We start from the raw sequence: 13,354 nt of genomic DNA on the forward strand, positions 1-13,354 counted from the left end.
TTGCGGTGTTCGTCTGAGCCCATCGTATCCGGCACCACGCCGATTGCTCTCCCCAATATCAGCCGGGCGGCCACGTGAGGCCACGGCCGCCCAGGACGTGGGCGTGCACATGGAAGACCGTCTGCCCGGCGCCGGGCCCGGTGTTGAACACCACGCGGTAACCGTCCTCGGCCACGCCCTCCTGCACGGCCACGGCGTGGGCGGTCTTGAGCACGTCGTCGGCCAGCCCGTCGTCGGCCCGGGCGAGCTCCGCGGCGTCGCGGTGGTGCTGCTTCGGGATGACCAGCACGTGGGTCGGGGCCTGCGGGTTGACATCGCGGAACGCCAGCGTCCTGCCGGTTTCGTAAACGATCTCGGCGGGAATCTCCTTGGCGACGATTTGGCAGAAGAGGCATTCGCTCACCCGGCCACCCTATCGAGACCCCTGACGTAGGGAACCCGTTGCGAATCGGTAATCAGCTGTGTCGTGCGCAGGAAGATCCACACGGTTAGGGTAAGTGTGCGACACTTCAGCAAAAAAAGAGACGATTCAGGGTCGGGCGAGCGCCACCTGGCGAGGACACGACTGGGTAATGCACCCTAAGGAACCGGGGAAACCTCAAGAACCGGAAGAGCGTAAACCCTCTGGGAAGGCCGCGCGTCCCACTGATGTGACCACCGAAACCCTTCTGGCCGACAGGTCGATGGGGGCGGTGCCGGTCGGGTGGGATGCCGACATGGCCGTGACCGCGCTCTACAGCGCACATTTTCGGTCGTTGGTGCGTCTTGCTGTGTTGCTGGTGCGAGACATAGCAACAGCTGAGGAAGTCGTGCAGGATGCGTTCGTCGCCATCCACGGCGCCTGGCGCAGACTCCGTGACCCCGACAAAGCACTCGCCTACCTCCGTCAATCCGTCGTCAACCGGTCCCGTTCCGTGCTGCGTCACCGCGCGGTCGTCGAGAAGTACGCCCCCAAGGGCCTGCCGGACGCCCCGAGCGCCGAGAACGGCGCGATCGGCGAGCTGGAACGCTCCGCCGTCATCGAGGCGTTACGGGCCCTGCCGACCCGACAGAGAGAAGCACTGGTTCTGCGGTACTACGGTGATCTGTCCGAAGCTGAGATAGCCCACGCGATGGGCATCAGCAAGGGCGCGGTCAAGAGCCACACCGCACGTGGCATGGCCGCCTTGCGATCCGTTCTGGAGAAAATGTCATGACCCAGCCCCCCGACGAGCACGGAGATCTCCTGCGCCGTGCGCTCCGCGCGGAGGCGGACGCGGTCGTGCCCTCGCCGGACGGACTGGAGATCATCCGCGCCCGCATCGAGCGGCGCGGCGTGCGCAATCTGTTCTGGTGGCGAGCGGGCGCGGCCGCCGCCAGCGCCCTTCTGGTGGCGGGGACGATCGTGATGGCCGTTCCCAGCCTGCGCCAGCAGATCATCGACCAGCCCGTCATCGGGGTGGACAGCGAGACGACCTCCAAGGTGCCGTCCAACTCCTCCACCACCCGCTCCCAGGAGCCGCCGCCCAGGGAGCCGACCAGCCACGACCAGCACCCGGTGGGGATCCCGGAGATCCCCTCCAAGAGCCCCACGCCCCGGCCCACGAAGAGGGCCGAATCGACCAGCAGGCCCTCGCCGACGCCCACCCCCACGGCGCCGACCGAGTGCCCGTCTCCCCTGGCCGAGCAGGCCGACCCGCCGACCGACTGTCCCACGGTCTCGCCGACCCCGTCGCCGTCGCCGTCGGTGGAGGAGACCCTGCAGCCCACGGCGTGCCCGGCCGACGAGTGCCCGCCCGACGACATCACCGAGGGTCCGACCGACATGACCAGCCCGTTGATGGACGCCTCTCGCACGACGCCCTGAAAGGCCCCTACCAGCGTCCGGTACGCGTGAGCAGCACGGAGGCCGCCGCCACCCCCGCCGTGGACGTACGCAGCACCGTGGGCCCCAGCAGCACGGGGACCGCCCCGGCCGCCCGGAACCCGGCCAGCTCGTCCTCCGAGACGCCTCCCTCGGGCCCCACGACCATCACGATGTCGCCCGACGCGGGCAGCGCCACGCCGGACAGCGGCTCGGCCGCCTCCTCGTGCAGCACCAGCCCCAGCGCCGCGCCCGCCAGCAGTTTCTCGACCTGCGCGGTGGTGGCGGGCTCCGTCACCTCGGGAAGATGAAACCTGCGGGCCTGCTTGCCCGCCTCACGAGCCGTCGAGCGCCACTTGTGCAGCCCCTTGGCGACCTTGTCGCCCTTCCACTGGGTGATGCTGCGCGAGGCCGCCCAGGGCACGATGACGTCCACGCCGGCCTCGGTCATCATCTCGACGGCCAGCTCGCCCCGGTCGCCCTTGGGCAGCCCCTGGACGACGACCAGCCGCGGCCGCGGCGGCTCGATCTCGTAGCGGCGCAGCACGTCGAGCCTCAACGCGTCCTTGAGGACCTCGCGTACGACGCACTCGGCGACCGCGCCGGCGCCGTCCGTCAGATCGATCCGCTCGCCGGCCCGCAGGCGCCGCACGGAGGCCGCGTGGCGCCCTTCCGGGCCGCCGAGCGTCAGCTCGGGTCCGTCCAGCTCCTGCGACAGGAACACCGGGACGGTCACGTCACCTGCCGTTGAAGGCGTCGCGCAGCCGCGAGAAGAAGCCCTGCTGGCCGGGGGCGAACTTGCCCGGCGGCCGCTCCTCGCCCCGCTGCTTGGCCAGCTCGCGCAGCAGCTCCTCCTGCGCGGGGTCGAGGCGGGTCGGGGTCTCGACGTTGACGTGGATCAGCAGGTCACCGCGGCCGGACTCGTTGAGCCGCTGCACGCCCCGCCCGAACATGGTGATGACCTGGCCCGACTGCGTGCCGGGGCGGACGTCGACCTCCTCGGAGCCGTCGAGCGTCTCCACCGCCAGGATGGTGCCGAGCGCGGCGGCCGTCATCGGGATCTGCACCGTGCAGTGGAGGTCGTCGCCGCGCCGCTCGAAGATCTCGTGGGCGCGCTCGACGATCTCGAGGAACAGGTCTCCGGGCGGGCCGCCGCCGGGGCCGACCTCGCCCTCGCCGGCGAGCTGGATGTGGGTGCCGTCCTCGACGCCCGCGGGGATGCGGACCTTGATCGTACGGCGGGTGCGCACCCGGCCGTCGCCGGAGCACTCCTGGCAGGGGTGGCGGATGATGCTGCCGAAACCGCCGCACTGCGGGCACGGCCGCGAGGTCATGACCTGACCCAGGAACGAGCGGGTGACCTGGGAGATCTCGCCGCGCCCGTTGCACATGTCACAGGTGTCGGGGTGGGTGCCAGGCGCCGCGCCGGCCCCCTGGCAGACCTCGCAGAGCACGGCCGTGTCGACGACCAGCTCGCGCGTGGTGCCGAACGCCGTCTCGCGCAGGTCGAGCTCGACCCGGATGGTGGCGTTGCGTCCCCTGCGGGCCCGCGAGCGCGGCCCCCTGGCGCCGGCCGCGGTGCCGAAGAAGGCGTCCATGATGTCGCTGAAGGGGAAGCCCGCTCCGAACCCGCCGGCGCCCGCGCCTGCTCCGGCGCCGCCGAAGGGGTCGCCACCCAGGTCGTACATCTGGCGCTTGTTCGGGTCGGACAGCACCTCGTAGGCCTGCGTGATCTCCTTGAACCGCTCCTGGGTCTCAGGATCGGGGTTCACGTCGGGATGCAGCTCGCGGGCAAGTCGGCGGTAGGCCTTCTTGATCTCATCCTGACTGGCGTCACGGCGCACCCCGAGGGTGGCGTAATAGTCGCTGTTTGCCACTTATCGACCTCTTATGATGCAGCCAGGATCTGGCTGACGTAGCGTGCCACCGCGCGCACGGCGCCCATCGTCACTGGGTAGTCCATCCTCGTGGGCCCCAACACCCCGAGCCGGGCCAGTTGGTTGTCGCCTGAACCGTATCCGGTCGCGACTATGGATGTCCCCCGCAGATAGGGGTTTTCGGAGCCGATGCGCACGGTGAGCGCGGACGGTGTGTCTGCGGATGTCTCGCCGAGCAACCTCATGAGCACGACCTGCTCCTCCAGCGCCTCGAGCACGTCGCGCAGGCCGGTCGCGAAGTCGGCGCCCGCGAGGTTGGCCGCGCCGGCGAACACGATCTTCTCGTCGTGCCGCTCGACCAGTGTCTCGAGCAGCACCGACAGGATCGTCGCCGCGGCGGGCCGGTCTTCGAGAGGCAGCCGCTCGGGCAGGTCGGCGACCAGCTCGGGCACGTTGCTCAGGCCACAGCCGTCGAGGCAGGCGTTGAGCACCGCGCGCAGGTGGGCGATGCGGGTGTCCTCGATCACCTCGGGCAGCTCGATGACGCGCTGCTCGACGCGGCCGGTGTTGGTGATCAGCACGAGCATGACCCGCCGGTCGTTCAGCGGCACCAGCTCGACGTGCCTGACCGTCGAACGCGTCAGCGTCGGATACTGCACCACCGCCACCTGCCTGGTCAGCTGCGCGAGCAGCCGGACCGTGCGGGTGACCACGTCGTCGAGGTCGACCGCGCCGGCCAGGAACGTCTCGATGGCCCTGCGCTCGGCCCCGGACAGGGGCTTGACCTGCGAGAGCCGGTCGACGAACAGCCGATAGCCCTTGTCGGTCGGCACGCGGCCGGCGCTGGTGTGGGGTTGGGTGATGTAACCCTCCTCCTCCAGCGCGGCCATGTCGTTCCTGACCGTGGCCGGGGAGACTTTCAGGTTGTGGCGCTCGGCGAGCGCCTTGGAGCCCACCGGTTCGTTGGTGGACACGTAGTCTTCGACAATGGCGCGGAGCACCGCCAGCTTTCGATCGTCGAGCACGTGCTCACCTCCTGCCTCTGACATCCGAGGAACGCAACCATCTAGCACTCTGTGTTCCTGAGTGCCAAGTGTACGGCTCTCACTCACAAGGTGCGATAACACAAGGTCGCAACCCGGCTCCTAGCTTCTTACAAGGGGCAAGTACCACACTTGCCGACATGAGCGACAACTCCCCGCCTCCGCCATACGGGCCCCAGCCCGGCTCCCAGCCCGGGCCCGGCCCACAGCCCGGGTCCCAGCCGGGTTACGGTCCTCAGCCCGGGTCCCAGCCCGGCTACGGCCCTCAACCCGGGTCCCAGCCCGGCTACGGCCCTCAACCCGGGTCGCAGCCCGGCTACGGCCAGCCGCCGCCGCAGTACGGGCCTCCGCCTCAGTACGGCCCGCCACCGCAGTACGGCCCGCCGCCCCAATACGGCCCACCTCCTCAGTACGGACAGTACGGCCAACAACCCCAATTCCCCCCACGAATCGACTCGAAAGCCATCAAACCGCGACTTTGGTGGATCGCACTCGTGTGGGGCATCGCCGTGGTCTGCACGGTCGCAGGCGTCGTCCTGTTCGCCAACGGCATCGTCAGCAGCGTCGGCAACATAGCCCCCACGAAGACGTTCGCGGCCGGCGAAACCGTGACGGTGCCGATCGACCCGGCGAACAAGCCCGCCGTCTACCTCTCCAGCGACACCGCCGTCCACTACGAGTGCCAGATCTCGAACGGGGCCAAACTGGCCAAGACCACGGGCACGCAGACGGTCACGTCCGGTTCCGTCAGCTGGGAGCAGATCCTCGTGATCAACGCGCCCTCCAGGGGCGACTACCAGCTGTCCTGCACCACCCAGGAGCAGGCCGACGTGCGTTACGGCGTGGGCCGCGAGCTGACCTCGGCCGCGGGCGGCATCGCCGGCGGGGTGATGGCGCTCATCCTGATCCCCGGTGTGGGCCTGCTCATCGCCATCGCCGGCACCATCACCGTGCTGGTCCGCCGCAGCGGCGCGCGCAAGCGCCTTGCGGTCGGCGGGTGATTTGCTACGGTCCCCGTGTGTACGAGGGCGATGTGCTGGCGGGGAATTGGCGGCGGCCGGGCAAGGGCAAGATCCCGAAGGTGCCGGCCGAGCGGGACCTCGTCGTGGAGGACGCCGACAGCGGCTTCTGCGGCGCGGTGGTGGCCTGCGACAAGGAGGCCGTCACGCTCGAGGACAGGTTCGGCAAGCGCCGGCTGTTCCCGCTCGCGCCCGCCGCGTTCCTGCTGGAGGGCAAGCCCGTGACGCTGGTACGCCCGTCGGCGGCCCCGGCGGGGCCCAGGCGCAGCGCGTCGGGCTCGATCGCCGTGGAGGGGCTGCGGGCGAGGGTCGCCCGGGAGAGTCGCATCTATGTGGAGGGCGTGCACGACGCCGCCCTGGTGGAGAAGATCTGGGGCCACGACCTGCGGGTCGAGGGGGTCGTGGTCGAATATCTGGAGGGTGTGGACCATCTGCCGGCCATCGTGGCGGAGTTCGGTCCCGAGCCAGGGCGCCGCTTGGGGGTGCTGGTCGACCACCTCGTGCCCGGCTCCAAGGAGAGCAGGATCGCCGCCGAGATCACCTCGCCGGACGTGCTCGTCGTGGGGCATCCGTACATCGACATCTGGCAGGCGGTCAAGCCGTCCGTGCTGCGCATCCCCGCCTGGCCCGCGGTGCCGCGCGGGGTGCCGTGGAAAGAGGGCGTCATCGCCGCCCTGGGCTGGCGCATGGAGCCCGCGGAGGCGTGGCGGCGGATCCTCGGGGCCGTCTCCACGTACACAGACCTGGAGCCGGAACTGCTCGGCCGGGTCGAGGAACTGATCGACTTCGTTACGGAGGCAACATGAGCCAGGACCCGCCGCAACCGCCGCCGGACGACGACGCCACCCGCTTCGTCCCCCCGTCGAGCATCCCGCCCAGCCAGGGCTCCGGCCCCCAGCAGCCAGGATACGGACAGCAGCCCGGCGCCTACGGACAGCAGCCCGGCTCCCAACCCGGGGCCTACGGGCAACAGCCCGGCTCCTATGGACAGCAACCCGGCTCCGCGCCCGGGGTTTACGGGCAGCAGCCCGGCTCCGCGCCCGATTACGGCCAGCTGGGATACGGGCAGCAGCCGGGATCCCAGCCCGGCTACGGCCAACCGGCGTACGGACAGCCTGGTTACGGGCAACCCGGCTACGGGCAGCCCGGCTACGGGCAGCAGGGCCAGGGTTACGGTCCTCCCCCGCCCGGTTACGGCGCCGCGCCGCATCCCCCCGGCTACCCGTACGGCGCGCCCGGCGAGCCGTACGTCCCCGGCAGGTTCGGCCCTCGCCCGGGCACCGACGACACCACCATGGCGATGCTCTCGCACCTGCTCGGCCTGCTGGTCTCCTGGGTCGGCCCGCTGATCATCTACCTGATGAAGAAGGACGAGTCCCCCTACGTCAGGGATCAGGCGGCGGAGGCGCTCAACTTCCAGATCACGATGTTCATCGGCTACGTGATCTCGGGCTTCCTTGTGATCGTCTTCATCGGCGCGCTCCTGCTGCCGGTCGTCTGGATCCTGTCCCTGATCTTCCACATCCAGGCCGCCATAGCCACCAACAAGGGCGAGCGGTACCGCTACCCGTTCGCCATCCGCCTGATCACCTAGACCAGCAGATCCCTGATCAGGGCGTCGGCCAGCAGCCGCCCCTGGAGCGTGAGCACCATGAGGCCCGACCTGAACGGCCCGGGCTCCAGCAGGCCGCGCGCCAGCGCGCTCGCCACGGCCGGGCGCGCGGCCGGGGCCACCTCGGCCAGCGGGTAGCCGGACGACAGCCGCAGCTCCAGCATCAGCCGCTCGGCCGTCCGATCGTCGTCGCCGAGCACCTCGCGCGCGTGGGCGGGCGAAGTGCCCGCGGCCAGCCGCTGGGCGTAGGCGGCCGGGTGCTTGACGTTCCACCAGCGGGTGCCGCCGACGTGGCTGTGGGCTCCGGGCCCGGCGGCCCACCAGTCGCCGCCGGTCCAGTAGAGCAGGTTGTGGCGGCAGCGGGCCCGGTCGGAGATGGCCCAGTTGGACACCTCGTACCAGTCGAACCCGGCCTGGGACAGCAGCTCGTCGGCGATCAGGTAGCGGTCGGCGGCCACGTCGTCGTCCGGCATGGGCAGCTCTCCGCGCCTGATCCTGGCCGCCAGCCTGGTGCCCTCCTCGACGATCAGCGAGTACGCGGACACGTGGTCGGGCCCGGCCTCGATCGCGGCGGCCAGCGAGGCCCGCCAGTCGTCGTCGGACTCGCCGGGCGTGCTGTAGATCAGGTCGAGGTTGACGTGCTCGAACCCCGCCTGCCTCGCCTCCTTGACGGCCGCCGCCGCCCTGCCGGGGGTGTGGCGGCGGTCGAGCACCTGGAGCACGTGCTCGCGCACGCTCTGCATGCCGAAGCTGACCCGGTTGAAGCCGCCCTGGCGGAGCTTGTCGAGGTAGGCCGGGTCGACGGACTCGGGGTTGGCCTCGGTGGTCACCTCGGCCCCCGCGCTCAGCCCGAACTCCGAGTCGATCGCGGCCAAAATCCTGGCCAGGTCCTCCGGGGGAAGCAGCGTGGGCGTGCCACCGCCGAAGAACACCGTCTCCACCGGCAGCTCGGCCGCGCCCAGGACGCGGCGCGCGAGGCGGATCTCCTCGACGACCGTGTCCGCGTAGTCGCGGTGCGAGGCGCCGGGGCCCAGCTCGGCGGCGGTGTAGGTGTTGAAGTCGCAGTAGCCGCAGCGGGTCACGCAGAACGGCACGTGCACGTAGAAGCCGAACGGACGCTCGCCGAGGCCCCTCAGGGCGCTGTCGGGCAGCTGGCCCGAGGTGGGCACGGGATCGCCGTCAGGCAGGGTGGATGGCACCCTTTCAGTTTGCCGGGTGTTCGAGGGTGCTATCGAACTGCGACCCTCGGCAGGTTCACTACCCGAAGGGGGTTGATCACATGGCGGGCATCGGCATCGTGGGCGCGGGAATCTCGGGGCTGACCCTCGCTCTGCGCCTGCAGCAGCTCGGCGTCGAGGCCACGCTCTACAGCGAGCGGGACGCCGACTCCATGCGCTCGGGGCGGCTGCCCAACACGGTGACCAGGATGGGGCGCACCCAGGCGCGGGAGCGGGAGCTCGGCAGCGAGCACTTCCGGGATCCCGGATGCCTGATGAGCTCCGCCAAGCTCTCGATCAAGGGGGATCCGCCGCTGGAGTTCCTCGCCGGGATCTCCGAGCCGTTCCACGCGGTCGACTTCCGGCTGCTGCTGCCCGCGTACCTGGACGACTTCACCGGCCGGGGCGGCGAGGTCGTCGTCACCGGCGCGCCGCCGGACGCGGCGCAGGTGGACCGCTGGTCCCGGGAGCACGAGCTGATGGTGGTCACGGCCGGACGGCGCTCGGTGGCGGAGCTGTTCCCGCGCGACCCGGCTCGGTCGCCGTTCGACCGGCCGCAGCGGGTCCTGACGGCCGGGTTGTACGGCGGTCTCGACCTCGGCCCCATGTTCAGCTACAACGTCTCGCCCGGGTGCGGGGAGATCCTGCGCATGCCGATGATGACCAGGCACGGCGTGGTCTCCGGCGTGCTGGTCGAGGCGGTTCCGGGCGGGCCGCTGGAGCCGCTCTCGCGCCTGCCCGCGGCCGAGGTCGCCGGGAAGCTGGCCGGGCTGCTCGCCGAGCACGCGCCGCGGCTGGCCGAGCGGGTGGACGGGGGCTTGGAACTGCTGGGCGAGGACGACCTGTTGCAGGGGGCGGTCACGCCGGTCGTCCGCGAGGCGGTGGCCGAGCTGCCCAGCGGGCGGATCGCGCTGGCCGTCGGCGACGCCTGGATCACCAACGACCCGCTGACCGGCCAGGGCGCGAACCTGGGTTCGGCCTGCGCCTGGATCGCGGCCGACGCCATCGCGGCGGGCGGCCCGTACGACGCCGCCTTCGGCCGCGCCACGGCGGAGCGGATGTGGGAGGCGGCGGCGCCGGTCACCGAGTGGACCAACGCGTTCCTGCGGCCGCCGGCCGCACACGTCGTGACCCTGCTGCTGGCGGCCACGACCAGGCAGGACGTGGCGGACCTGGTCCTCGGCCTGTTCGCGAACCCGGCGTACGCGTGGGCGGTGATCTCCAGCCCCGACGAGGTGGCGCGGATCGTTGACGGCGGCGAGCCGTAGCTCTACTTTTAGGAAAGTTTCCTATAAATATCCCCTCCCGGGAGTCGCCTCGTGAAGAAGACGATCCTGCTCGCGCTCTCGCTCTTGCTCGGCTGCACGGCGATCTCCGCGCCCGCCGAGGCCCGCACCGGCTTCAAACGGGTCGCGTACTTCATCCAGTGGGGCGTCTACGGGCGCAACTACCACGTCCAGGACGTGGACGCCACGGGCGCCGCGGCCAAGCTCACGCACCTGAACTACGCGTTCGGGTTCGTGAACGCCGAGGGCGCCTGCTACTCGGCCGACCCGTGGGCCGACTGGCAGCGGCCCGTGCCCGCGGAGCAGAGCGTGGACGGCGTGGCCGACGCTCCCGGCCAGGCCCTGAACGGCAACCTCAACCAGCTCCGCAAGCTCAAGGCCAAGCACCCGGGGCTCAAGGTGATGATCTCGCTGGGCGGCTGGACCGGGTCCAAGTACTTCTCCGACGCGGTCCTCACCGCCGAGTCCCGCTCGGCGCTGGCCCGCTCGTGCATCGACCTGTGGCTGCGCGGCAACCTGCCGGACCTCCCCGCGGGTGCCGGAGCCGGGGTGTTCGACGGGATCGACCTGGACTGGGAGTGGCCGGGCTCCTCCGGCGCTGAGGGGAACGTCATCCGGCCGGAGGACAGGCGGAACTTCACGCTGTTCGCGGAGGAACTGCGGGCACAGCTCTCCGTCTTCTCACCGAGCGCGCAGCTCACGGCCTTCCTCCCGGCCGCGGCGGCCAAGATCGACGCCGGGTTCGAGGTGCGCCGGGTGTTCAGGGCGCTCGACTTCGCCACCGTCCAGGGATATGACCTGCACGGGACCTGGGAGGCGCAGACCGGGCACAACGGCAACCTCTTCAGCGATCGGCGCGATCCGAACCCGGTGCGCTACAGCGTGGACCAGACCGTACGCGACTACCTGTCCCGCGGGGCACCCGGCCGCAAGATCGTGGTCGGCGTACCCGCGTACGGCCAGGGCTGGACCGGGGTCACCGGCGGCGGCGACGGCCTCTACAAGCCGGCCACCGGCCCCGCCGCCGGGAAGTGGGGACCCGGGACGGAGGACTACAAGGACCTGGTCACCAAGCCCGGCAAGCGCTACCGGGACCTGCGCACCGGGACGCTCTGGCTGTATGACGGGAACGAGTTCTGGTCGTACGACGATCCGGCGGTGCTCCTGCAGAAGGCGGCCTACATCCGCCTCAAGGGGCTGGGTGGCTCGATGATGTGGTCCATCGACCAGGACGACGCCCACGCCTCCCTCACCTCAGCCCTGTACTCGATCCTGCGCTGACCCCAACCGATTCGCCTCCGGGCTGATCACACCACCCCGACCCCGAGGGCCGGGCGCACACCATGCCGCCCGGCCCTCCCGCCGTTTCCGCCCCACCCCGATCCCTCCAGCACCTCCACGCCACCCCACCCTCCAGCACCTCACCACCGCGCCTTCCGAACGCCGGAGCCACCACGCGTTCGACCGGCCCCGGGTGAGCGGCCCCGTTCAAGCGACCCGGGTCAAGCGGAACCCGGGTTGAGCGGGATCCGGCTGAGCGGGACCCCCGTTGAGCGGGACCACGCCGAACGTGACCCAGCCGAACAAGACTCGGCCGAGCGGGACCCAGCCGAGCGGGATCCGGCCGAGCGGGACCCGGTTGCGCGGCACCCGGTTGCGCGGACCCGGGTTCGGCAGGGTGGGCGGCCTAAGATGCTTGGCCGCTGAAAAGTCGCTCGGCCATGCGATCCCACTCGGCGTCATGCCCGGGAACGGCCAGGATGCGGCGCAGCGCCTCCTCGTTCCCATGCCGGGCCCGGAACCAGTCCCCCACCGTCACCCCGATCTCGGGCCGCGAGACGACCTCCACCTCATCCCCGGCACCAAGCTCCCCAAGTGAGACCACCCGCAGGTATGCCCCGGGCCGCCCCGCCGCCGTGAAGCGCTTGACCCACCCCGGCTCATCCATCCAGTTGCGGAACACCACGCACGGTATCCGGGGCCCGCTCACCTCCAGCAAGGCGCTGCCCACCCGCCAGCGCTCGCCGATCACCGCGTCCGTGACGTCGAGACCGGAGGTGGTGAGATTCTCGCCGAACTGCCCGTTACTCAGTTCCCGCCCGAGCTCCCCTTCCCACCAGTCGTAGTCCTCCCTGGCGTACGAGTAGACGGCTTGATCGGGCGAGCCGTGGTGCTTCTGGTCGGCCCGCTCGTCACCCGCGAGCCCGTTGGCCAGTACGGCCACCCGGTGCGTGACCGCCCGCTTGTCGATCGCCGTACGCCCCAGCTTCCCCGCCCACTCAGCTTCGACCGATTTGCCCACGTTTACGGAGACAACGCCCATGCTTGGACGGTAACCGAGAGCCCGCTCCCCCAGCGACCCGATCACCCCTCGCCCCGATCTCCACCCCAGGGTGGAGATCCGCGCACTCAACCCTCGGGCCGATCCGGTACGCCCCCGCCGATCCCTACGGTCAAACCCGTGGAACCCATACTGATCTCTCTCCTCGTCCCCCTCGCCGTGGTGTTCGTCGTCTACCGCCAGATGCAGACCCGACCCACCGCCAAGCGGGGCATCCGCTACACCGCCGCCGCCATGATCCTCCTCGGCATCGCGTCGGGCGGGGTCATCGATCCCCGGCACCTCGCGCTCAGCCTCGGCCTGGCCCTGGTGGAGGCCGTCATCGCCGTCGCCTTGGGCGTGTGGCGGGCGACGACCGTACGGGTGTGGCTGGACGACTCCGGCGTCTCCTGGTCGAGAGCCACGGGCTGGACCATGCTGGTGTGGCTGGCCTCGGTCGCCATCCGCGTCGGCCTGTACTTCGCCGGAGGCGCCCTCGGCCTCGACCTCTCCACCGGCGGGATCATGCTGTTCATCGGCCTCACCATCGGCGCCCAGGCGTACGTCGTCGCCCAAAGGGGTCGTGCGCTTTCGAGCACGAACAGGCGACCGGATACCGTCGTGGGGTGATGCGTGCGCCGTACGGAATCGCCCTCACGCTGCAGCTCGGGGTGATCGCGCTGCTGATCGTGGCCCAGATGGGAGCGACCCCCGCGCCGGGCCTGACCGGCACCGGACTGGCGGTCACCCTCCTGACCGCCGGGCTGGGCCTCACCCTGCTCACCACCCTGTTCCTCTCGCTCCACGCCCGGCGCACGCGGCTCCACCCCTCCCGCCGGGATTCCCACCGAAACGCCTCACCGGAGACCCGACGCGAGTCCCCCCGAAAGGCACCACGGATCCTCCTACGGGTGACCCGGCAGGAGAGCCTGCCGGAGGCCCCATGGGCGGTCCCGAGGGAAGTCTCACGAGGGCCCCGACAGGAGGTCCCAAGCGGCTCAGGAGCACGGGCACCAGCCAGCTCACCGCAACCGCCAGCACCACCGGATCCGACGGACCCAAGAGCGCCGGCGCCAGGCGGCCCAGCGCAACCGTCGGCGCCAGGCAGCGCAAGCCGCCCAGGAGCACCGACACCCG

The 13,354-nt window shown here is 70.7% G+C and carries 14 protein-coding genes; 8 read left to right on the forward strand and 6 right to left on the reverse strand.

All coding sequences use genetic code 11. The annotated features are described in order from the left end of the window. Window positions 1-58: 58 nt before the first annotated feature. Window positions 59-403: a histidine triad nucleotide-binding protein gene (locus tag ACFKCF_RS00540; protein ID WP_394489422.1), complete on the reverse strand. Its 345-nt coding sequence runs from the start codon at window positions 401-403 to the stop codon at window positions 59-61. Between the two features lie 280 nt (window positions 404-683). Here ACFKCF_RS00540 and ACFKCF_RS00545 point away from each other — a divergent pair, with 280 nt between their 5' ends. Beyond that, on the forward strand, window positions 684-1,196 hold the full coding sequence (locus tag ACFKCF_RS00545) for a SigE family RNA polymerase sigma factor (RefSeq protein WP_080047132.1): 513 nt from the start codon (window positions 684-686) through the stop codon (window positions 1,194-1,196). After that, on the forward strand, window positions 1,193-1,846 hold the full coding sequence (locus tag ACFKCF_RS00550) for a hypothetical protein (protein ID WP_394489425.1): 654 nt from the start codon (window positions 1,193-1,195) through the stop codon (window positions 1,844-1,846). Before ACFKCF_RS00545 ends, ACFKCF_RS00550 begins: the two co-directional genes overlap by 4 nt. A gap of 7 nt (window positions 1,847-1,853) precedes the next feature. Here the strand turns inward: ACFKCF_RS00550 and ACFKCF_RS00555 are convergent, their stop codons facing one another. The 3 genes from ACFKCF_RS00555 to hrcA are packed head-to-tail and all read right to left on the reverse strand — an operon-like array spanning window position 1,854 to window position 4,745. After that, window positions 1,854-2,579, reverse strand: a complete 726-nt coding sequence (locus ACFKCF_RS00555) for a 16S rRNA (uracil(1498)-N(3))-methyltransferase (RefSeq protein ID WP_394489427.1) — start codon at window positions 2,577-2,579, stop codon at window positions 1,854-1,856. A gap of 1 nt (window position 2,580) precedes the next feature. Further along, window positions 2,581-3,720 (reverse strand): molecular chaperone DnaJ, encoded by a 1,140-nt coding sequence (dnaJ, locus tag ACFKCF_RS00560; RefSeq protein ID WP_394489430.1) that lies wholly within the window; start codon window positions 3,718-3,720, stop codon window positions 2,581-2,583. Between the two features lie 11 nt (window positions 3,721-3,731). Further along, on the reverse strand, window positions 3,732-4,745 hold the full coding sequence (gene hrcA / locus ACFKCF_RS00565; RefSeq protein ID WP_394489432.1) for a heat-inducible transcriptional repressor HrcA: 1,014 nt from the start codon (window positions 4,743-4,745) through the stop codon (window positions 3,732-3,734). A gap of 512 nt (window positions 4,746-5,257) precedes the next feature. On the opposite strand from hrcA, the gene ACFKCF_RS00570 reads away from it, so the two are divergent. Genes ACFKCF_RS00570 through ACFKCF_RS00580 form a run of 3 tightly spaced genes read left to right on the forward strand, consistent with a single transcriptional unit; the run spans window position 5,258 to window position 7,376 of the window. Beyond that, window positions 5,258-5,764, forward strand: a complete 507-nt coding sequence (locus ACFKCF_RS00570) for a hypothetical protein (protein WP_394489435.1) — start codon at window positions 5,258-5,260, stop codon at window positions 5,762-5,764. A 17-nt stretch (window positions 5,765-5,781) separates the two neighbouring features. Then, on the forward strand, window positions 5,782-6,588 hold the full coding sequence (locus ACFKCF_RS00575) for a DUF3097 domain-containing protein (protein WP_394489437.1): 807 nt from the start codon (window positions 5,782-5,784) through the stop codon (window positions 6,586-6,588). After that, window positions 6,585-7,376: a DUF4870 domain-containing protein gene (locus ACFKCF_RS00580; protein ID WP_394489439.1), complete on the forward strand. Its 792-nt coding sequence runs from the start codon at window positions 6,585-6,587 to the stop codon at window positions 7,374-7,376. Before ACFKCF_RS00575 ends, ACFKCF_RS00580 begins: the two co-directional genes overlap by 4 nt. Here ACFKCF_RS00580 and hemW read toward each other — a convergent pair. Further along, window positions 7,373-8,593 (reverse strand): radical SAM family heme chaperone HemW, encoded by a 1,221-nt coding sequence (gene hemW, locus ACFKCF_RS00585; RefSeq protein WP_394489442.1) that lies wholly within the window; start codon window positions 8,591-8,593, stop codon window positions 7,373-7,375. The genes ACFKCF_RS00580 and hemW overlap by 4 nt on opposite strands. Before the next feature lie 80 nt (window positions 8,594-8,673). Here hemW and ACFKCF_RS00590 point away from each other — a divergent pair, with 80 nt between their 5' ends. After that, complete coding sequence (locus ACFKCF_RS00590; protein ID WP_394489444.1) at window positions 8,674-9,879, forward strand: styrene monooxygenase/indole monooxygenase family protein; 1,206 nt, start codon at window positions 8,674-8,676, stop codon at window positions 9,877-9,879. 51 nt (window positions 9,880-9,930) lie between these two features. Next, a complete protein-coding gene (locus tag ACFKCF_RS00595) occupies window positions 9,931-11,178 on the forward strand; it encodes a glycoside hydrolase family 18 protein (RefSeq protein ID WP_394489446.1) in 1,248 nt (415 codons plus the stop codon). Between the two features lie 406 nt (window positions 11,179-11,584). Here the strand turns inward: ACFKCF_RS00595 and ACFKCF_RS00600 are convergent, their stop codons facing one another. After that, the gene (locus ACFKCF_RS00600; protein WP_394489448.1) at window positions 11,585-12,220 is read right to left on the reverse strand and encodes an MOSC domain-containing protein; all 636 of its coding nucleotides are present in this window, start codon (window positions 12,218-12,220) and stop codon (window positions 11,585-11,587) included. Window positions 12,221-12,358: 138 nt separating this feature from the next. Between ACFKCF_RS00600 and ACFKCF_RS00605 the strand changes: the two genes are divergently transcribed. Beyond that, window positions 12,359-12,847, forward strand: a complete 489-nt coding sequence (locus tag ACFKCF_RS00605) for a hypothetical protein (protein WP_394489449.1) — start codon at window positions 12,359-12,361, stop codon at window positions 12,845-12,847. The last annotated feature ends 507 nt before the right edge of the window (window positions 12,848-13,354 follow it).

The sequence above is a fragment of the Nonomuraea sp. JJY05 genome (assembly GCF_043496855.1).
Lineage (GTDB): Bacteria > Actinomycetota > Actinomycetes > Streptosporangiales > Streptosporangiaceae > Nonomuraea.

Bases quoted from the DNA above. Each gene is read 5' to 3' on its own strand.
- ACFKCF_RS00545 (WP_080047132.1), top strand. From the start codon at position 684: ATGGGGGCGGTGCCGGTCGGGTGGGATGCCGACATGGCCGTGACCGCG.
- ACFKCF_RS00550 (WP_394489425.1), top strand. From the start codon at position 1,193: ATGACCCAGCCCCCCGACGAGCACGGAGATCTCCTGCGCCGTGCGCTC.
- ACFKCF_RS00580 (WP_394489439.1), top strand. From the start codon at position 6,585: ATGAGCCAGGACCCGCCGCAACCGCCGCCGGACGACGACGCCACCCGC.
- ACFKCF_RS00590 (WP_394489444.1), top strand. From the start codon at position 8,674: ATGGCGGGCATCGGCATCGTGGGCGCGGGAATCTCGGGGCTGACCCTC.
- ACFKCF_RS00600 (WP_394489448.1), bottom strand. From the start codon at position 12,220: ATGGGCGTTGTCTCCGTAAACGTGGGCAAATCGGTCGAAGCTGAGTGG.